The 18,035-nt window shown below is 72.3% G+C and carries 16 protein-coding genes; 10 read left to right on the forward strand and 6 right to left on the reverse strand.

Features of this window, described 5'->3' with window-relative positions; translation table 11 throughout:
- Nucleotides 1–28 precede the first annotated feature (28 nt).
- Together ACIP63_RS08835 and ACIP63_RS08840 are read left to right on the forward strand one after the other, a co-directional pair.
- Nucleotides 29–481 carry an SRPBCC domain-containing protein gene (locus tag ACIP63_RS08835; RefSeq protein ID WP_401512759.1) on the forward strand — a complete coding sequence of 151 codons (453 nt, stop codon included), beginning with the start codon at nt 29–31 and terminating at the stop codon, nt 479–481.
- Nucleotides 478–831 (forward strand): ArsR/SmtB family transcription factor, encoded by a 354-nt coding sequence (locus ACIP63_RS08840; RefSeq protein WP_401512761.1) that lies wholly within the window; start codon nt 478–480, stop codon nt 829–831. Before ACIP63_RS08835 ends, ACIP63_RS08840 begins: the two co-directional genes overlap by 4 nt.
- Nucleotides 832–856: 25 nt before the next feature.
- Here the strand turns inward: ACIP63_RS08840 and ACIP63_RS08845 are convergent, their stop codons facing one another.
- Entirely contained in the window at nt 857–1,966 is a 1,110-nt protein-coding gene (locus tag ACIP63_RS08845; protein WP_401512763.1) for a citrate synthase 2, read from the reverse strand.
- A 257-nt stretch (nt 1,967–2,223) separates the two neighbouring features.
- Here ACIP63_RS08845 and pdxH point away from each other — a divergent pair, with 257 nt between their 5' ends.
- Nucleotides 2,224–2,856 carry a pyridoxamine 5'-phosphate oxidase gene (gene pdxH / locus ACIP63_RS08850; protein WP_401512765.1) on the forward strand — a complete coding sequence of 211 codons (633 nt, stop codon included), beginning with the start codon at nt 2,224–2,226 and terminating at the stop codon, nt 2,854–2,856.
- Between the two features lie 983 nt (nt 2,857–3,839).
- A complete protein-coding gene (locus ACIP63_RS08855; RefSeq protein ID WP_401512767.1) occupies nt 3,840–5,231 on the forward strand; it encodes a PAS domain-containing protein in 1,392 nt (463 codons plus the stop codon).
- Nucleotides 5,232–5,276: 45 nt separating this feature from the next.
- Here ACIP63_RS08855 and ACIP63_RS08860 read toward each other — a convergent pair whose 3' ends face one another.
- On the reverse strand, nt 5,277–6,032 hold the full coding sequence (locus ACIP63_RS08860; RefSeq protein ID WP_104788078.1) for an SIS domain-containing protein: 756 nt from the start codon (nt 6,030–6,032) through the stop codon (nt 5,277–5,279).
- Between the two features lie 209 nt (nt 6,033–6,241).
- Here ACIP63_RS08860 and ACIP63_RS08865 point away from each other — a divergent pair, with 209 nt between their 5' ends.
- Nucleotides 6,242–6,934: a metal-dependent transcriptional regulator gene (locus ACIP63_RS08865; RefSeq protein ID WP_401512769.1), complete on the forward strand. Its 693-nt coding sequence runs from the start codon at nt 6,242–6,244 to the stop codon at nt 6,932–6,934.
- Between the two features lie 798 nt (nt 6,935–7,732).
- Nucleotides 7,733–8,626 carry an alpha/beta fold hydrolase gene (locus tag ACIP63_RS08870; RefSeq protein ID WP_401515029.1) on the forward strand — a complete coding sequence of 298 codons (894 nt, stop codon included), beginning with the start codon at nt 7,733–7,735 and terminating at the stop codon, nt 8,624–8,626.
- Nucleotides 8,627–8,657: 31 nt separating this feature from the next.
- On the opposite strand, the gene ACIP63_RS08875 is transcribed toward ACIP63_RS08870, so the two are convergent.
- Genes ACIP63_RS08875 through ACIP63_RS08885 form a run of 3 tightly spaced genes read right to left on the reverse strand, consistent with a single transcriptional unit; the run spans nt 8,658 to nt 11,838 of the window.
- Nucleotides 8,658–10,301, reverse strand: coding sequence for a transporter (locus tag ACIP63_RS08875; protein WP_401512771.1), 1,644 nt, complete (start codon nt 10,299–10,301; stop codon nt 8,658–8,660).
- A complete protein-coding gene (locus tag ACIP63_RS08880) occupies nt 10,298–11,122 on the reverse strand; it encodes an ABC transporter ATP-binding protein (protein WP_401512773.1) in 825 nt (274 codons plus the stop codon). The genes ACIP63_RS08875 and ACIP63_RS08880 overlap by 4 nt, the downstream gene beginning before the upstream one ends.
- Before the next feature lie 38 nt (nt 11,123–11,160).
- Nucleotides 11,161–11,838, reverse strand: coding sequence for a bifunctional DNA primase/polymerase (locus tag ACIP63_RS08885; protein ID WP_401512775.1), 678 nt, complete (start codon nt 11,836–11,838; stop codon nt 11,161–11,163).
- Between the two features lie 255 nt (nt 11,839–12,093).
- On the opposite strand from ACIP63_RS08885, the gene ACIP63_RS08890 reads away from it, so the two are divergent.
- Together ACIP63_RS08890 and ACIP63_RS08895 are read left to right on the forward strand one after the other, a co-directional pair.
- Nucleotides 12,094–13,476, forward strand: coding sequence for a transcriptional regulator (locus ACIP63_RS08890; protein ID WP_401512776.1), 1,383 nt, complete (start codon nt 12,094–12,096; stop codon nt 13,474–13,476).
- A gap of 159 nt (nt 13,477–13,635) precedes the next feature.
- Nucleotides 13,636–15,138, forward strand: coding sequence for a hypothetical protein (locus ACIP63_RS08895; protein WP_401512778.1), 1,503 nt, complete (start codon nt 13,636–13,638; stop codon nt 15,136–15,138).
- 76 nt (nt 15,139–15,214) lie between these two features.
- On the opposite strand, the gene ACIP63_RS08900 is transcribed toward ACIP63_RS08895, so the two are convergent.
- Entirely contained in the window at nt 15,215–16,483 is a 1,269-nt protein-coding gene (locus ACIP63_RS08900; RefSeq protein WP_401512780.1) for an ABC transporter substrate-binding protein, read from the reverse strand.
- 174 nt (nt 16,484–16,657) lie between these two features.
- On the opposite strand from ACIP63_RS08900, the gene ACIP63_RS08905 reads away from it, so the two are divergent.
- The gene (locus ACIP63_RS08905) at nt 16,658–17,104 is read left to right on the forward strand and encodes a hypothetical protein (protein WP_104788089.1); all 447 of its coding nucleotides are present in this window, start codon (nt 16,658–16,660) and stop codon (nt 17,102–17,104) included.
- 28 nt (nt 17,105–17,132) lie between these two features.
- Entirely contained in the window at nt 17,133–18,032 is a 900-nt protein-coding gene (gene purU / locus ACIP63_RS08910) for a formyltetrahydrofolate deformylase (protein WP_104788091.1), read from the forward strand.
- The last annotated feature ends 3 nt before the right edge of the window (nt 18,033–18,035 follow it).

The raw sequence follows: 18,035 nt of genomic DNA on the forward strand, positions 1-18,035 counted from the left end.
TTCATCGACGGAGCGAAGGAGTCATCTCGTGAGCGAGGACCGGATCGAACGCGAAACGCTGATCGCGGCAAGCCCCGCACGGGTCTGGTCGCTGGTGACCCAGCCCGGATTCTGGGTCTCCGAGGCCGAGGACGCCGCCCTGTCCGGCGCGGTGGCCAAGGAGGGCGAGACGACGGTGGCGAAGAACGCCGAGTACGGCGACTTCCCGGTGCACGTGGAGAAGGTCGAGCCCCTGTCGTACGTGGCCTACCGCTGGGCCAGCGCCTTCCCCGGCGAAGGGCTGCGCGAGGGCAACAGCACCCTCGTGGAGTTCACCCTCACGCCGGAGGGCGACTCGACCAGGCTCCGCGTGGTGGAGAGCGGATTCGCGGCCCTGGCCGGCTCCGAGGAGCTCCGCGCCAAGGCGCACGAGGACAACACCGGTGGCTGGCCGCAGGTGCTGGACGCGCTGAGGGCGCGCGCCGAACGGCGGGCGGAGTGACCGCAGGACCCGGCGGAGCGGCCGAGGACGTCGAAGGCGTCCTCGGCGCGCTGGCGGATCCCATGCGGCGCCGCATACTCGACCTGCTCGCCGCGCAGGGGGAGGCCACGGCCACGACCCTCGCCGAAGCGCTGCCCGTCTCACGCCAGGCGGTGGTCAAGCACCTCACCGTCCTGGACGCCGCCGGGCTGGCCGCGGGCCGTCGGGAGGGGCGCGAGGTCCGCTACACCGTGCGGCCCACCGCACTGGACGCGACGGCCCGCTGGATGGCCGCCCTGGCCGGCGAATGGGACAGACGGCTCGACCGCGTCAAGCGGCTCGCCGAGCAGGCGGAGCGGGACGCGACCTGAGGTGCGTCCCGCGGTCCGCCCCTCGTCAGTTCCCCAGGTCCGCCAGCTGGTCGTACCCCTGGATCGAGCGGGGGTCGCGGGTGCCCGGGCCGACGTACGTCGCCGAGGGGCGGACGAGGCGGCCGGTCCGCTTCTGCTCCAGGATGTGCGCCGACCAGCCCGCCGTACGGGCGCAGCTGAACATCGACGTGAACATGTGCGCCGGGACCTCCGCGAAGTCCAGCACGATCGCCGCCCAGAACTCGACGTTCGTCGCCAGGACGCGGTCCGGGCGGCGGGCGTGGAGCTCCTCCAGGGCCGCCTTCTCCAGGGCCTCCGCCACCTCGAAGCGCGGGGCGGCCAGCTCACGGGCCGTGCGGCGCAGCACGCGGGCCCGGGGGTCCTCGGCGCGGTAGACGCGGTGGCCGAAGCCCATCAGGCGCTCGCCCTTGTCCAGCGCCTGCTTCACGTACGCCCTGGCGTCGCCCGTCCGCTCGATCTCCTCGATCATCCCGAGGACCCGGGACGGTGCCCCGCCGTGCAGGGGGCCCGACATCGCGCCCACCGCCCCGGACAGTGCCGCCGAGACGTCCGCGCCGGTCGACGCGATGACGCGGGCGGTGAACGTGGAGGCGTTCATCCCGTGCTCGGCGGCCGACGTCCAGTAGGCGTCGACGGCCTTGACGTGCTTCGGGTCCGGCTCACCGCGCCAGCGGATCATGAACCGCTCCACCACGGACTCCGCCTTGTCGATCTCGCTCTGCGGGACCATCGGCAGCCCCTGGCCACGGGCCGACTGGGCGACGTACGACAGGGCCATCACGGCGGCCCGCGCCAGGTCGTCACGCGCGGTCCGCTCGTCGATGTCGAGCAGCGGTTTCAGGCCCCACACCGGCGCCAGCATGGCCAGCGCGGACTGCACGTCGACGCGGATGTCGCCGGAGTGCACGGGGATCGGGAACGGCTCGGCGGGCGGCAGACCGGGATTGAACGCCCCGTCCACCAGCAGACCCCAGACGTTGCCGAACGACACATGGCCGACGAGGTCCTCGATGTCGACGCCGCGGTAACGGAGCGATCCGCCTTCCTTGTCGGGCTCGGCGATCTCCGTCTCGAACGCGACGACTCCTTCAAGTCCGGGTACGAAGTCGGACATCGGGCGGCTCCCTCGACTCGGCGGCTGTATGACGGCCACGAAGGCCGGTCCACGCATACTGGCGGGTTACCACGACGCGGGGAAGGGTGACGTCCGGCACAGCCACCGGCTCGCGGACCGGCGATCGCGCCCCTCCCCGCGGGGATTCCGGCCCGCTGCGGCAGGATGGCCCCGTGACCGCAGCAGATGCCACTCCGTCTTCCGCTTCCGCCTCCTCTCGCGTCCCGTCATCCGATTGCACCACCGATCCGGCCACGATGCGCGAGCAGTACCGCTCGGAGGACTTCGTCGAGAAGGACCTCGCCGCCGACCCCATGGACCAGTTCGCCCACTGGTTCCGCCAGGTGGCGGGGGGCGGCGCGCTCCACGAGCCGAACGCGATGGTGGTCTCCACGGCCGATCCCCGGGGCCGGCCGTCCTCCCGGACCGTGCTGCTGAAGCACTACGACGACCGCGGCTTCGTCTTCTTCACCAACTACGGATCCCGCAAGGGCCGCGAGCTGACGGCGAACCCGTACGTCTCGCTGCTCTTCCCCTGGCACCCGCTCGCCCGCCAGGTCATCGTCACGGGCACCGCGGCCCGCGTCGGGCGCGAGGAGACGGTCGCGTACTTCCGCACCCGCCCGCACGGCTCCCAGCTGGGCGCCTGGGCCAGCGAGCAGTCGGCGGTGGTCGGCTCCCGGCAGGAGCTGGTCGACCGCTACGAGGAGCTCGCCGCCCGCTACCCGGAGGGCGAGAAGGTCCCCGCGCCGCCGCAGTGGGGCGGATTCCGCGTCGTACCGGACGCGATCGAATTCTGGCAGGGCCGCGAGAACCGGCTGCACGACCGGCTGCGCTACGTCCGCGAGAGCCCGGCCGCGGACTGGCGCGTGGAGCGCCTCTGCCCGTGAGCCGTACCGGCCGGCCGGGACGGCCCCGGACACGCAGAAACCCGCAGGCTCTGGTCCCTCCTTGCGGAGGAGCCGGCCGGACTTACCGGCGAGCCTGCGGGTCGGTGACTGCTTGGGATTGGCCGACAACCGGCCTGCACTGCAAAGAGCGCGACAACGGGCGTCAGCCCGCAGTCACCTCACGAGTCCGAGAAGAAATCACTTCCGGAACACCTCCTTTCTTCGCTGACAGCAGCCTACAAATGCCCGGAGGCTGTCTCAACCCATTTATTCGGTGGGTTCGCGTCTGGTGCTGTACATGTATCCGTCGGCCCGTTGCAGCAGCCGCAGGTTCGTGTAGGAGACGTTGAAGCGACCCTGTCGCGTCGTGAGGCTGTGCTGCCCCGAGGCTCGGACGGGATGCGTCCGGTCCATTTGCCTGCCCATCTGCCCTTGGGCTGGAAGGCGTGTACGAGGTCACCGGTGGCGAACCCGTGGTGGCGCTTCCGGCGCGTGCGGGTGAGCCGGGGAAATCCGTACCGGTCGGGGGTAGTGCGCGCATAGGTGCCGCGCCCTGTCGCTGTAACGATCTGCACCTGATCGGGCACACGGACGGTGATGGCTCCGGCCTGGTGGTCGAGCTCTCCGACGCAGAGGGCATCGAGCGTGTGGGTCTTCGGCAGGCCCATCGCCGTGCGGTTCCACTTCGTACGCCCGCCCGACCATGTGTGCACAGGCAGTCCGAGAGCTGAGAGGCACTCCGAGACGAGACGCCGGGTGGCGTTCATGACAGCGGCGTCACGAAGCGGTGCCTTGAGCTGCGCGCGGATGGCCGCGAGTCGGCCCGGCCGATGCGCCAGGAAGGCTTCGACGGGGGTGGCTAACTGCGTTGCTCGGGCGGATTTCGTGGAAGTGGCTGTGTGGTGGCTCACGTTCGAGTTCAATGGGTCTGACGTGCGGCAATGCGGAATCCGCAGCGGAATATGCCATGCAGGGGGTACGGAGTGAGTGCTTCCAGGAGCACCGGGACCACCGACGAGATCGGCCCGGACGAGGACCCCGGGCGGGAGCCCTCGGCAGTGGCGATTCCGGGGTCCCGGCTTCTCGCCGCGCTGCTCGACGGCATGGACGCCGCGCTCTGCGCGTTCGACGCCCACGGCACCATCACCCACTGGAACCGTGAGGCCGAGCGGATCCTCGGCTGGAGCGCCGCCGAGGCCGTGGGGCGGCGCGGCTTCGCGGGGTGGGCCGTGCGGAGCGCGGACGCGGGGGACGTTCAGGGGCGGCTGCTGGCGGTCATGGACGCCCCGGGGCGGCAGGTCCACGAATTCGCGCTGCTGCGCAAGGACGGCGGCCGCGTCCTCGTGCGGACCCAGTCGTCGGGGGTGCGAGGCGAGGACGGGAAGCCCGCCGGGGTGTACTGCGCGTTCAGCGAGGTGCACGCGCAGATCGATCTGGAGCGGTCCATCGCGCTCAGCGAGGCCCTGTTCGAGGACGCGTCCTGGGGTGTCGTCGCCGTGGACGTGGACCTGCGTCCGACCGTGGTCAACGCGTACGCCGCCCGGGCGCTGGGCGGCGGGCGTACGACGCTGCTGGGGCGTCCGCTGGGTGAGCTGATCGTGCAGGGTGTCGAGGACCTGGAGGGGGCGCTGCACCACGTCCTCGCCGAGGGCGCGCCGTCCGCGCCGGCCGAGCTCTGGGTGACGCTGCGGACCGCCGAGGGGGAGCGGCGGCGCTGCTGGCGCAGCGGGTTCCTGAGGCTGGCCTCGCCGCTGGCGGAAGAACCCGTCCCGCTGGGGGTCGGCTGGCTGTTCCGCGACGTCACGGCGGCGAAGCTCGCGGAGCAGGACGCGGACCGGGTGCGTTTCCGCGCCAACCAGCTGCACCGGGCGGCGCGCCAGGCGGCGGAGTGCGAGGACCCCATGGAGGCGGCGACCACGTCGCTGGACTACGCCCTGGCGGGATTCGCCGACCATGTGGTGGTCGACCTGATGACGGATCTGGCGGCGGGGGAGAAGCTCGTACGGGCGGCGTCCACGCCTCCCGACGCGCCGGGTCCGTGTCTGCCGGTCTCCGGGGGTCCGCTCCCGGTGCGTTACGGGCAGGGGCACCCCGCCCTCCAGGCCGTGGAGCGTACGGGTTCCGTGCGCGCCGTGGCGCCGGCGGGTGCGGGCGGGACATGGGCGGTGGAGCACCAGTGGCCGGGGGACTCGGTGCACGCCCTGTGCGCGGTGCTGCGGAGCCGGGGGCGGACGCTGGGCGTGGTGACGTTCCTGCGGGCGGCGAACCGGGGCGCGTTCGAGCGGCCCGACGTGATGTACGCGGAGAGTGTGGCGGTCCGGGTCGCCTCGGCGGTCGATCTGGCCCGGCTGACGGCGGGACAGGAACCGGTCTGAGCGGGGGCGCCCGCCCGTGCCGTCTCCCGGCATCGTGGCGGTGCCTCAGTGCCGGTAGAAGATGCGGTCGCCGTACTCCCGCATCACGCGGCCGTTCCACTCGTGGCCGCCGTCGACGTTGCCCGAGCGCAGCAGCGGCGGTTCGATGCCGCGGGCGACGAGCTCCTCCGCGGCGGTGGCCATCATGGCCTGCATCAGCGCGCTGGTGACGACGGTCGACGCGGGTGCGAACGGCGCCTCGACGCCCTCCGCGCTCAGTTCGGCGTCGCCGATCGCGATCTTGCTGTCGAGCACGATGTCGCAGTGGTCGCGGAGGAATCCGCCCGAGACGTGCCGGGACCTGGTGCCCGTCGTGTACGCGACCGAGGTGACCCCGACGACCGTCAGCCCGAGGGCGCGCGCGTTCTGCGCCATCTCCACGGGCAGCGCGTTGCGCCCGGACAGGGAGATGATCACGAGGAGGTCGCCGGCCCGGGCCGGGCTGGAGTCGAGCACGGCGCTCGCGAGGCCGTCCACCCGCTCCAGCGCGGAGCCGAGGGTGGCGGGCATGACGTCGACGCCGACGGTGCCGGGTACGGCGAGCAGGTTCATCAGGGCCAGTCCGCCCGCGCGGTAGACGACGTCCTGCGCGGCGAGTGAGGAGTGCCCCGCGCCGAAGGCGAAGAGCCGCCCGCCCGCGGCGACGGTGTCGGCGATGGCGGCGCCCGCGGCGGCGATCGCTCCGGACTCCTCGTCGCGCACCCGCTCCAGCAGGCCGATCGCTGCGTCGAAGAACTGACCGGCGAGCTTGCTGTCGCTCATCGAGGAGGCCTTTCCTGCGGGGGTGCGGGTCCGTGCGGTGCCCGTGTCGCGGATCACGTTGCGGTCTGGACCAGTGGGCTGTCAATAGCGCTCCGGACCGTCCATGGGCACGGACTCCCGACGGCGGGGCACGGTTGTCGGTGCTATGCGTCAGAATTGGTGGAGGGCCATCGCACGACGACTTCATGTCACAGCATCGAGGGGCACGTATGTCCGGACTGATCGACACGACGGAGATGTATCTCCGCACCATCCTCGAGCTCGAAGAGGAAGGCGTGGTCCCCATGCGCGCCCGGATTGCCGAACGGCTGGACCAGAGCGGTCCGACGGTCAGCCAGACGGTGGCGCGCATGGAGCGGGACGGCCTGGTCCAGGTCGCGGGAGACCGCCATCTGGAGCTGACCGAAGAGGGGCGCCGCCTGGCGACACGGGTGATGCGCAAGCACCGGCTTGCCGAGTGCCTGCTCGTCGACGTCATCGGCCTGGAGTGGGAGCAGGTCCACGCCGAGGCGTGCCGCTGGGAGCACGTGATGAGCGAGGCCGTGGAGCGCCGGGTCCTGGAGCTGCTGCGGCACCCGACGGAGTCTCCGTACGGGAACCCGATCCCGGGCCTGGAGGAGCTGGGCGAGAAGGCGGAGGCCGATCCGTTCCTGGACGAGGGCATGGTCAGCCTGGCCGAGCTCGACCCGGGCCCGGAGGGCAAGACCGTGGTGGTGCGCCGGATCGGTGAGCCGATCCAGACCGACGCCCAGCTGATGTATTCGCTGCGGCGGGCGGGCGTGCAGCCCGGTTCGGTCGTCAGCGTGACCGAGTCGGCCGGCGGGGTGCTGGTCGGATCCAGCGGTGAGGCGGCCGAGCTGGACGCCGAGGTCGCCTCGCACGTGTTCGTCGCGAAGCGCTGAGCAGGGCCTTTTCATGCACCGGTGCCCTGCCCGCAAGTGCAGGCGCCGGTGCGGATGCACGTGCAGATGTGAACCGGTAAGCCCGGTTTCTGTTTTCCGCCCGGAATCGCAGCGCCCGGGCGAAACGCGTGCCAGGCTGTGGCCAGGCCTATGACCTGAGGGTGCCGGCAGAACCTGCCGGGCGGTCGGGGAGGGAGCAGGGAATGCGCCCGTCGCACTGGCACGTGCACCGTGAGGTGACTGCCGGACTCTCCCGCGCCCGTACGCCGGGCGCCCTCACGCGTCCCGGGATCTTCGCGCCCGACGTCCCTCATCCCGACGCCACGCATCCCGGTGCCATGCGTTCCGGTGTCACGTATCCGGGTGCCGTGCGTTCCGGTGTCACGCCTTCCGGCGTCATGCTCCCCGGTGCGTCCGCGGCCGTGCGGGGCGTTCGAATCGCCCCGGTGGGGCTGCGCACCGCTCCGGCGGCCGGCCGGGTGATCCAAGCGGTCCGCCATGAGCGCGGATCCGTGCGTTCCGGAACAAGGGAAGGCCCAGGCGCCCGAAGGCGCCGGGGCCTGTCCTCCCCTGCGCTGACCTGGAGCCCCGAGCTCTCGAGGTCAGTCCCCACGGACCCCTGTCCCCGAGTGGTCCGCTTCCCGCAGAAGGTCTCCCCTGGGGAGCCGTCGTCAATCCTGAACCGCTGTCACTCAAACGTGGGATGTTGCGAGCCAGAAGCAAGTTTTCGAATAAGAGTTCGATAGTCTGGCACGCACGAACACGGTGATCGAGGACCAGAAGGGGGTGCCAGAACCTATGGTGCGGCGCATCGATGTGACCGGATCGGACGGCGTACGCCTCGCGGCCTGGGAGTTCGCCGATCCGCCCAAAGGGCGCGCGGAGGCCGGGCACGCCCCCGGGATCTTAATGCTCCACGGGCTGATGGGCCGGGCCACGCACTGGGCCTCCACAGCCCGCTGGCTCTCCGAGCGCCACCGGCCGGTCGGCCTCGACCAGCGCGGTCACGGACGCAGCGAGAAGCCGGCCGACGGCCCGTACACCCGCGACGCCTACGTCGCGGACGCCGAGGCCGCGATCGAACAGCTCGACCTCGGCCCGGTCACCCTGATCGGGCACTCGATGGGCGCGCTCACCGCCTGGCAGCTCGCCGCGAAGCGCCCCGATCTCGTCAAGGCGCTGATCATCTGCGACATGCGGGCCTCCGCGCTCGGGGCGGCCTCGCAGCGCGAGTGGGCGGACTGGTTCAACACCTGGCCGCTCCCCTTCGCGACGCTCGCCGACGTACGGAAGTGGTTCGGCGAGGACGACCCCTGGGTGGAGCGGCCCAACCCCTCCCGCGGTGAGTTCTTCGCCGAGGTGATGGCGGAGACCGCCGACGGCTGGCGGCCCGTCTTCTCCCGGGAGCAGATGCTGACGTCCCGGGCCACCTGGGTCTACGACGCCCACTGGGAGGAGCTGGCGCAGGTGCGCTGCCCCACCCTGGTCCTGCGTGGGATCGACGGGGAGCTGGGCAGGGCCGAGGCCCAGGAGATGGTCCGCGTCCTGCCGCTCGGGCAGTACGCCGAGGTGGAGGACGCCGGCCACCTCGTCCACTACGACCGGCCGGAGGGCTGGCGCCGGGCCGTGGAGCCCTTCCTGGAGCGGCTCTCCGACGGTTTCCGGGACGACCGGGAGGCCGTCAGCCCCTGACCCCGGACGCCCCGCCCCGTGAGCCGGCCCCTCAGCCCTTGCTGACCGCGGCCAGGATCTCCGGGAGCCGGTCCGCCGTGCGCGGCGCCGCGAGCCGCACGCCCAGCCATCCGATGAGCGCGCCGTAGACCGCTCCCACCGGCAGCAGCAGCCACAGCTGGTCCTGACGGTCCGCCACGTGCAGCCAGATCGTCAGCCCGATCACCGGCCCGCTGAGCACCGCGGCCGCCACCATGCCGCCGAAGATGGAGATCCAGGCGAGCCCGGCCTGCCCCGGCACGACGTTCTTGAACGCCCCGTCCTGAGGGATCGAGTACGGGAACAGCGCCGAGGCCAGGGCTCCCGTCGCGAGCATCGCGCCCAGCAGGGCGAACGACAGCCCCATGACCCCCGGCAGCGCCGTCCAGTCCCCGAGCACCGCCGCGGTCACCACCGTCACCAGCACGGTGTACGGCAGGGTGATCAGCAGCAGGGCCAGCGCACGCGCCCGGAGTTCGAGATAGGCGTCCCGGGTCGAGGAGACGGACAGCGCCACCATCCAGAAGGCGGAGGTGTCCTGCCCGAACTGGTTGTACATCTGCATGCCGAGCATCCCGGCCGCGAAGCACGCGAAGTAGACCGACCCGGACCCCTGCACCGCGTTGAGCACGGGCACGATCAGGCCGATCGCCAGGGCCGTCACCCAGGACGCCTTGGTCTTCGGGTCGCGTACGACATACCTCAGGCTGCGCTCCATCACCGTGCCCGTGCGTCCCTCGGGCAGCAGCGGGAAGAGCCCGGAGCGCTCCCTGCCCGACCGGCGGGCCGACGGCTCGGCGGCGGCGAGCGTGGAGCCGTCCGGGGACGTCATCAGCTTCACCAGGCTCCGCTGCCACAGCCACATCAGGCCACCCAGCGCGAGCACCGAGACCAGCAGCTGGCCGAGCGCCGCCCCGTACGACCCCTCCGAGGCGGACCCGACGGCGCCGAGGGCCGAGGCCGGCGGCAGCCAGCGCACCACGTCCGCGACCGGTTCCAGCGAGGACAGCCCGCCCGCCCGGCCGAGGCGCTGTGCGCCGAAGTTGACGAACTGGATGCCCACCGCGATCACCAGCCCGCTGAGCACCGCGAGGTCGCGGCCCTTGCGCGAGGTCAGCAGCCGGATGTTGGCCGTGGCGACGGACCGCGCCAGCGCCACACAGACCAGCAGCGTCAGAGGCACGGCGACCACCCCGAACGCCACCGCGGCGGCGCCGTGCGCCACCGCGATCACCGAGCCGAAGGCCAGGGCGAGCGTGAAGAGCGGTCCGATGCCGATCAGCGAGGCCACCAGCAGCGCCCCGATCAGGGGGCGGGGCCGCAGCGGCAGCATCACCAGCCGGCTCGGGTCCAGGGTCTCGTCGCCGCTCGGGAAGAACAGCGGCATCACCGCCCAGCCCACCGCCACCACGGCGGTCAGCAGCACCACCAGGGTGCCCGCCTGGGCGTGGCCGCGGAGCGCGACCAGACCGATCACCTGGGCGGCCGCGAACAGCAGGGTGACGACGAGCGAGGCGACGTAGGCGGCCCGGCGCCCGGACGACTGGCGCAGTCCGTTGCGCAGCAGCGCCAGCTTGAGCCGTACGAAGACGGGGACGATGCCCTGCCCGGGTACGGCGGGGACGGCGGAACCGGCCGGGATGTCCAGCACCGTCATCGGGCACCGCCCAGCCAGTCCAGGGAGTCCCCGGTGTCCCGCGCGCCGGCGCCGACCAGTTCCAGGAAGGCGTCCTGGAGGGAGGCCGCCCCACCGCGCACCTCGGTCAGCGTGCCCTGGGCCCGGATCCGCCCCGCCGCCATGACGGCCACCCAGTCGCAGAGGGACTCGACGAGCTCCATCACATGGCTGGAGAAGACCACGGTGGCGCCGGATCGGGTGTAGCGCTCCAGCACCCCGCGGATGGTCTGCGCCGACACCGGGTCGACACCCTCGAACGGCTCGTCGAGGAACAGCACTTCGGGATTGTGCAGCAGGGCGGACGCCAGCCCGATCTTCTTGCGCATCCCTGTGGAGTAGTCGACGACCAGCTTGTGCTGGGCCCCCGCGAGGTCCAGCACGTCGAGCAGCTGGGTGGCCCGCTTGTCGACCTCGGCGCCCGGAAGCCCGCGCAGACGCCCGGTGTAGCCGAGGAGTTCACGCCCGGAGAGACGCTCGAAGAGCCGCAGACCCTCCGGCAGCACCCCGATCCGGGCCTTCACCTCGACCGGGTCGCGCCACACGTCGTGGCCGCCGACCTCGATCCGGCCCATGTCGGGCCTGAGGAGCCCGGTCACCATCGAGAGGGTGGTCGTCTTCCCCGCGCCGTTCGGGCCGACCAGGCCGATGAACTTGCCCGCCGGCAGCTCGAGATCGATCCCGCCGACCGCGACCTGCTCCCCGAACCGCTTCCAGAGCCCCTCGACCCGCACGGCGGGCGGTGGCGTCGCAGCCACCCCCGCCGTGTCCGTCCTGCCCGCGCTGTCCGACTGGTCCGGCATGGCACTGCCTTTCGATGTCCCCACGTGTGGGGACCACCCTACGAAAGACGTGTCCGGGCGTCGGCGGTCTCTCGCGCGCACGCGTACGCGAGCGGGCTGATCAGCTCTTCCGCGTCGGGCAGCCAGAGATCGGCGCGGGAGGGCCGGCGGGCCCACTGCACGCACCCGCGTCCGGCCACCCGGGTCGGCGGCGCGGCCACGTACTGACCCTCGCCGGCTCCCGTCAGGCCGATCGTCCCGGCGTCCCAGCCGAGTTGCCGTACGAGCGCGGGTGCCTTGGCCGCCGCGCCCGGCAGGACGAAGAACAGCATCCGGCGGTCCGGGGTCCGGGTCACCGGGCCGAGCGTGAGGCCCATGCGCTCCGTCCTGGCGAGGGCCAGGAAGCCGGCGGACTCCGGTACGTCCAGGGCGTCGAAGGTCCGGCCCGCCGGCAGGAGGACCGACGACCCGGGCTGCCTGGACCACATCCGGCGGGCCGCGGCGGCGCTGCCGGTGGCCAGGCCCGCCCAGTCCGGCCGGGTGGGATGGGCTCCGGGGGCGGCGCAGCCGGCGTCACCGCACGAGCAGCGCTCCGTCCCTCCGGCGGCCACGAGCCAGGTGCCCGGGAACACGTCCCAGTGCCGCTCCTGGGCGTACCAGGCCGCGGCCTCGAGCAGCTGTTCACTCCGCTGCTGGGGGATCCGGGCGGCTTCCGTCACTCCGATGGGCTCTTCCACGCCCCGCTCAACTCCCGTTGTCACCAGGGGTTACGGGCGCGCGTGCGCCCTTCGAGAGGGATCGATCCTGCATGCGGGGCGCACGGAGGCACGGTCGGGGGCGCGTGGGAGGAAACGCACCGATGTGCGGGTAACCAGGTGCAGGACTGCGCCAACTCGCCACGACTCGTACCCGATACAGATGAATATGCGCATTTCTTGTGCCGTGCCGGGCAGTGATTCCTCCACCGAATCACTGCGGTCTCAGGGGGAAATATGGCAGCCAGGCCTCTCGTCGCCCGTCAGCCGAACGAACGGCTCCAGACGCTGATCCAGGAGGCGGCGTGTTCCAACGCCGGCCTCGCCCGCCGGGTGAACATGGTCGGCGCGGAGCGGGGGCTCGACCTCCGCTACGACAAGACCTCCGTGGCCCGCTGGCTGCGCGGACAGCAACCGCGCGGCAGGGCGCCGGGGATCATCGCCGAGGCGATCGGCCGCAAGCTCGGCCGCACGGTCACGATCGACGAGATCGGCATGGCCAACGGCAAGAGCCTGGCGTCCGGCGTCGGCCTGCAGTTCGCGCCCACCGTGCTCGGCGCCGTCGAGCAGGTCTGCGAGCTCTGGCGCAGCGACGTGGGCCGCCGTGACCTGCTGTCCGGCTCGGCGGTGGCCGCCTCCGCCCTGGTCGAGCCCAGCCGCGACTGGCTGATCACGGGCGCCGACCCGCAGGTGGCGCGGACCTCCGGGAACCGGGTCGGCACGCCGGACGTGGAGGCGGTGCGGGCGATGACCGCCGCGCTCGTCGACCTCGACCACCGTTTCGGCAGCGGGCATGTGCGTCCCGTCCTGGTGCACTACCTCAACAGCGTGGTGTCCGGGCTCCTTTCGGGTTCGTACCGCGAATCGGTCGGCCGGCAGCTGTTCGGCGCGGTCGCCAGACTCACGGAGCTCGCCGGGTACATGGCCGTGGACACCGGCCAGCCGGGACTGGCCCAGCGGTACTACATCCAGGCGCTGCGACTGGCCCAGGCGGCGGGCGACCGGGCGTACGGGGGCTATGTGCTGGCCGCGTCGATGAGCCATCTCGCGGCCCAGCTCGGCAATCCGCGCGAGATCGCCCAGCTGGCGCGGGCCGCGCAGGAGGGCGCGCGGGGGCGCGTGACCCCTCGGGCGGAGGCGATGTTCCACGCGGCGGAGGCCCGGGGCCACGCGCTGATGGGCGATGCCCGCACCTGCCAGGCCGCGGCGGGCCGGGCGCTGGCCGCCCTGGAGCAGGCCGATCCGGAGAAGGGCGACGACCCGGCCTGGATCACGCACTTCGACGCGGGCTACCTCGCCGACGAACTGGCGCACTGCCACCGGGACCTGGGGCAGGCCGAGCCGGCCGCGCGGCGGGCGAAGGAGGCCCTGGCGGCCCTCCCGGAGACCCGGACCCGGCGCCGGGGCATCGGCCTGGTGCTGCTGGCCTCGGCGCAGGTGCAGCAGCGTGAGGTGGAGCAGGCGTGCCACACGGGGCTGCGGGCGGTGGAGCTGCTGGGGACGGTGCGCTCCAGCCGGGGTGCCGAATATCTCGACGACCTCCAGCAGCGGTTCGAGCCGTACGCGGACGAGCCGGCGGTCCGTGAGTTCGGCGCAAGGCTGGAGCTCCAGGCCGCCTGACCGGTGTCTTCGGCGAGTTGACCATGAACAGCGCCGTGGGTGCCCCAGGCGTTACCCCCTGTGTGAAGGGGTCGTGAGGCTCTTGGGCGCTTGGCGCGTGGCTCCGGGCACCCGGTAGCGTGAGCCGACGATTCCATAGGTTCACACGTAGGAGTCCCGGTGACGCAGAGCGGACAGGGTGACGAGCCGCAGCTTCCCGCTGTACGGCACGCCCACGAAGGTGTCGTGCTGCCCGCGGAGGGCGGTGCCCCCTGGAACGCGGGGGGGCCGGCGGGCGGGCAGCCGGGCCAGGCCGTCCCCGCGGGCGGGCAGCCGTGGGGCCAGCCCTGGGGGCCGCAGGCCGCGCACCAGGACGGCCCGCCACCGGGGCAGCTGCCGCCGGAGCAGCCGTACCAGCAGCAGGGCGGGTACCAGCAGCCGCAGCACGGGCAGTACCAGCAGCCTCAGCAGTACGCGCCCCAGCAGGGCGGGTACCAGCAGGACTCCTACCAGCAGCACCAGCAGCACCAGCAGCAGCCGTACGCCCAGCCCCTGCCGCCCGAGGCCGCCGCGCCGGGGCAGGGCATGGGGCAGGGCGGGGACGCGGACGCCACGCAGTACATCGCGCCCGTGCCCGGCGGCCCCCTCCCCGGGGGGCTGCCGCCCGAGCGCCCGGCGGATGCGACCGGGTATCCGGGCCGGTCCGCCGCCCCCGCGCAGCCGTCCGACGCCGACGCGACCCAGTACATACCCCCGGTCCCCGGCGGCGCCCCGTACGGGATCCGGCCGGGAACCCCGGGCGACCGGCAGCCGCCCGCGGAGTTCGACAGCCTCTTCCGCAGTGACGAGCCCGCGGGTGCCACGCAGCAGATGCCCCGCTTCGACGGGCCGCCCCAGCAGCAGCGCCCCCAGCAGCCGTACCAGCCCCACCCGGGCGCGCAGCAGCCGCCGCAGGGCGCCCAGCCCCACCAGCCGGGCCCGCAGGGCCTTCACGGCGGCCACGGGGGGAACGGCCCGCAGGAGCCGGCGCAGGGCGGTGACGCGCCGCGCAGACGGTCCCCGCACATCCCGCTGATCGCCGCCGTCGTCGTCGGCTGTGCCGTCATCGGACTCGGCGCGGGCGCGCTGATGAGCGGCGGCGACGAGAGTCCCTCGGACGACAAGCAGCCGGTGGCCTCGCAGAGTTCGCCCGCGGCCGAGGCGTCCGAGAAGGCGGCTGACGACCCCGCGCAGCCCCAGGCCGTGGAGCTCGACAAGCTGCTCGCGGACAGCAACAACAGCCGCTCGGCGGTGATCGGCGCGGTGGAGAAGATCAAGGCCTGCAAGGCGCTCGACCAGGCGGTCACCGATCTGAAGGGCGCCGCCGCGCAGCGCCGGGATCTCGTGACCCGGCTCGACGCGCTGAGCGTCGACCGGCTCCCCTCCCACGAACAGCTGAAGACCTCCCTGACCAAGGCCTGGCAGGCGTCGGCGGAGGCCGACGACCACTACGCCACGTGGGCGAGCCAGGCCAAGAACAGCAAGAAGGTCTGCAAGGGCGGCAAGGCCGGATCGACCGACGCGACCGCCAAGGCCGCCGCGTCGAGCAGCGACGCCACGATCCAGAAGCGCACGGCCTCGGGGCTGTGGAACAAGATCGCCCAGAAGTACGGGCTGACCGAGCGCGCTCCCACGCAGCTCTGACACGGCGGCCTCCGGCCCCGGTGCTCACCGGGGCCGGAGGCCGGGGCGGAGACCCGGGACGAGGCCGGGGCGCGCGTCAGCCGCCGGACCGGGCGTTCACCAGGGTCTCCGTCACATCCACGAAGCCTTTCTTCGCGGCGGTCAGACGCCCGTCGCGGACCACCTGGAACGTCACCCGTCCGTTGACGATGCGTCCGTAGGCCGCAGTCCCGACCATGTCCTGGAAGCGCCAGCGCAGGACCGGGGTGAGGCCGCCGGTGTCCACCTCGGTGCCGCGGTTGAGGCTGACGGAGATCCCGCCCGCCGTGATGTCCGGCCGGTCCATCGCCTCGACGACCGCCTTGAGCGCGGTGTACGCGATCCAGGTCGTCTGCACGCCGGTGTCCTCGGGATCGATCCGGTTGTCCCCGAAGGCGTACTTGCTGATCACCTCACGCATCTCGTTCCAGCGGGCGTCGCCGGACGCCGGGTACCAGCCGGTGACGAGAGCCCCCTCGAAGGGGCTGTCCGCGCCGCCCGACCGGTTGATGAGGCCCTGGCCCACGCTGCCGAGCACGGACGAGATCCGCACGCCGCTGCCCTCGGGTTCGAGCCTGCGGAAGGAGTCGAAGAACGTCTCCGTGCCCTTGCCGAGCACCGCGGTCACACAGCCGTCGCCCGCCTGGGCGAGGGCCTTGGCCGCCTCGGGGTCGTACGACGTGGCCTCCTCGGCCGCGCTGATGTCGTAGGAGGCGGGGCGGTCGCTCCGGCTGAGGCTCGTGTCGAGGAGCCCGGGCATGGTGTCGCCGACCAGGGTGTCGGGCCGCACGAGCGACACCCGCTCGCAACTGGCCGCCAGCTGCTCGCCGTTGCCCGCGACGAGCGCCGGCTGACCGCCGTTGACGGGGTAGGAGAGATAGCTGGTGAACTCGTCGGCGGAGGCCCCGTACCCGCCGATGTACGGGATCCCGGCCGCCTCCAGCGGCGCCAGGAACGCCCGCCCGTACCTGCTGTACGAGCCGACGACCGCCGCCACGTCCTCGTCGGCCGCCCGGCGGGCGCACTTCGACGCGCCGGTCGCGGTGTCCTGCTCGTTGCAGGTCAGGACCCGCAGCTCGTGGCCGTCGATGCCGCCCTTCTCGTTGATCCAGCGGGCGTAGGTCCTGGCCATGGCCGGCATGCCCGCCATGTTCACGGTGTCGGCTCCGGTGGTGTCGGGGGCCCACGTCATCACGGTGACGGGCTCCCTGGAGTCCCCCGGGGCCCCAGGGAGTACACCGCAGCCGGATATCAGCAGTGCCCCGGCCGCCACCGATGTGAGGAGCCTGTAGGGGCGGGGGGAGGTGAGGCGTCGCCATCCGGTCATGGGCATGAACTTTTGCGGTTCACGGGTAACGCCACAGCGTGCTCCGGTCAACGCAGGGTGACCTGGAGGTGAATTGCGGGGGGCCGCGCACGGCCCCGGCGGGAGAACGTACGATCGGCAACCGTGCAGCAAGGTTCGGAGAACACTTCCCGTCGCGGCCGTCGCTCCTCCACCATGGGCGGCATGCCGCTCAACGACATGCCGTGGTGGCGCTGGCGCAGCAACGTGCGCTCGGCGCTGCACATGCTCTCCGACCCCGTCTTCCACCACGAGTGCTGGCTGGCCGGCCGGGAAGGGTACGGCGACGTCACCGACGCCGTGTACCGCCTGGTCGAGGACACCTGGCTGGACAACTGGTCCGCCGAGAAATACGTGGGGACGATCTTCCGCGACTCCGCCGAGGCCGCCCTCGTGGACGTCGCCGCCCTGCGGGTGCTGCGCATCATGCACCAGATAGGCGCCGACGCCCCCGTCTCCGCCTACCTGGAGCACCCGGGCTGGCAGGAGGCGGTCGTGGCCGCCCGCGAGGCCCATGTGATGCTCGCCACCAACGACGGCGAGGACCCCGACACCCCGCCGCGGTCCCTGGACGTGCTCCGCATCATGACCAGATCGGCGTGACCTGCGGAGGGTGTGGCACCCTACGGGAATGACCGCGCCGCAGCCCGCCGAATCCGTACCCGCTGCCTCGGACACCGTCGCCGAGCAGTACGTCCTCACGCTCTCCTGCCCCGACAAGCAGGGCATCGTGCACGCCGTGTCGAGCTACCTCTTCATGACCGGCTGCAACATCGAGGACAGTCAGCAGTTCGGCGACCACGACACCGGTCTCTTCTTCATGCGCGTCCACTTCTCGGCGGACGCCACGGTCACCGTGGACAAGCTGCGCGCCAGCTTCGCCGCGATCGGGGACTCCTTCCGGATGGAGTGGCAGATCCACCGGGCGAGCGACCGGATGCGGATCGTGCTGATGGTCAGCAAGTTCGGGCACTGCCTCAACGACCTGCTGTTCCGCTCCCGCACCGGCGCGCTGCCGGTCGAGATCGTGGCGGTCGTCTCCAACCACACGGACTTCGCCGAGCTCGTCGCCTCGTACGGCGTCCCCTTCCGGCACATCCCCGTGAACAGGGAGAACAAGCCGGAGGCCGAGGCGCAGCTGCTGGAGCTGGTCCGGGGGGAGAACGTCGAACTCGTCGTCCTGGCGCGCTACATGCAGGTGCTCTCGGACGATCTCTGCAAGCAGCTGAGCGGCCGGATCATCAACATCCACCACTCCTTCCTGCCGAGCTTCAAGGGCGCCAAGCCGTATCACCAGGCCCATGCGCGCGGTGTGAAGCTGATCGGCGCGACGGCGCACTACGTGACCGCCGACCTCGACGAGGGGCCGATCATCGAGCAGGAGGTCGAGCGCGTGGGGCACGGCGTCACGCCGGACCAGCTCGTCGCGGTCGGGCGCGACGTGGAGTGCCAGGCGCTGGCCCGCGCCGTCCAGTGGCACGCCGAGCGGCGCATCCTGCTCAACGGCCGCCGTACGGTCGTCTTCCCGTAGGGA

Source organism: Streptomyces sp. NPDC088746 (assembly GCF_044751065.1).
Taxonomy (GTDB): domain Bacteria; phylum Actinomycetota; class Actinomycetes; order Streptomycetales; family Streptomycetaceae; genus Streptomyces.

Bases quoted from the DNA above. Each gene is read 5' to 3' on its own strand.
- ACIP63_RS08860 (WP_104788078.1), bottom strand. From the start codon at position 6,032: ATGAGCGACAGCAAGCTCGCCGGTCAGTTCTTCGACGCAGCGATCGGC.
- ACIP63_RS08905 (WP_104788089.1), top strand. From the start codon at position 16,658: ATGGGCGGCATGCCGCTCAACGACATGCCGTGGTGGCGCTGGCGCAGC.
- ACIP63_RS08880 (WP_401512773.1), bottom strand. From the start codon at position 11,122: ATGCCGGACCAGTCGGACAGCGCGGGCAGGACGGACACGGCGGGGGTG.
- ACIP63_RS08900 (WP_401512780.1), bottom strand. From the start codon at position 16,483: ATGACCGGATGGCGACGCCTCACCTCCCCCCGCCCCTACAGGCTCCTC.
- ACIP63_RS08890 (WP_401512776.1), top strand. From the start codon at position 12,094: ATGGCAGCCAGGCCTCTCGTCGCCCGTCAGCCGAACGAACGGCTCCAG.
- ACIP63_RS08870 (WP_401515029.1), top strand. From the start codon at position 7,733: ATGGTGCGGCGCATCGATGTGACCGGATCGGACGGCGTACGCCTCGCG.
- ACIP63_RS08865 (WP_401512769.1), top strand. From the start codon at position 6,242: ATGTCCGGACTGATCGACACGACGGAGATGTATCTCCGCACCATCCTC.
- ACIP63_RS08875 (WP_401512771.1), bottom strand. From the start codon at position 10,301: ATGACGGTGCTGGACATCCCGGCCGGTTCCGCCGTCCCCGCCGTACCC.
- ACIP63_RS08845 (WP_401512763.1), bottom strand. From the start codon at position 1,966: ATGTCCGACTTCGTACCCGGACTTGAAGGAGTCGTCGCGTTCGAGACG.
- pdxH (WP_401512765.1), top strand. From the start codon at position 2,224: ATGCGCGAGCAGTACCGCTCGGAGGACTTCGTCGAGAAGGACCTCGCC.
- purU (WP_104788091.1), top strand. From the start codon at position 17,133: ATGACCGCGCCGCAGCCCGCCGAATCCGTACCCGCTGCCTCGGACACC.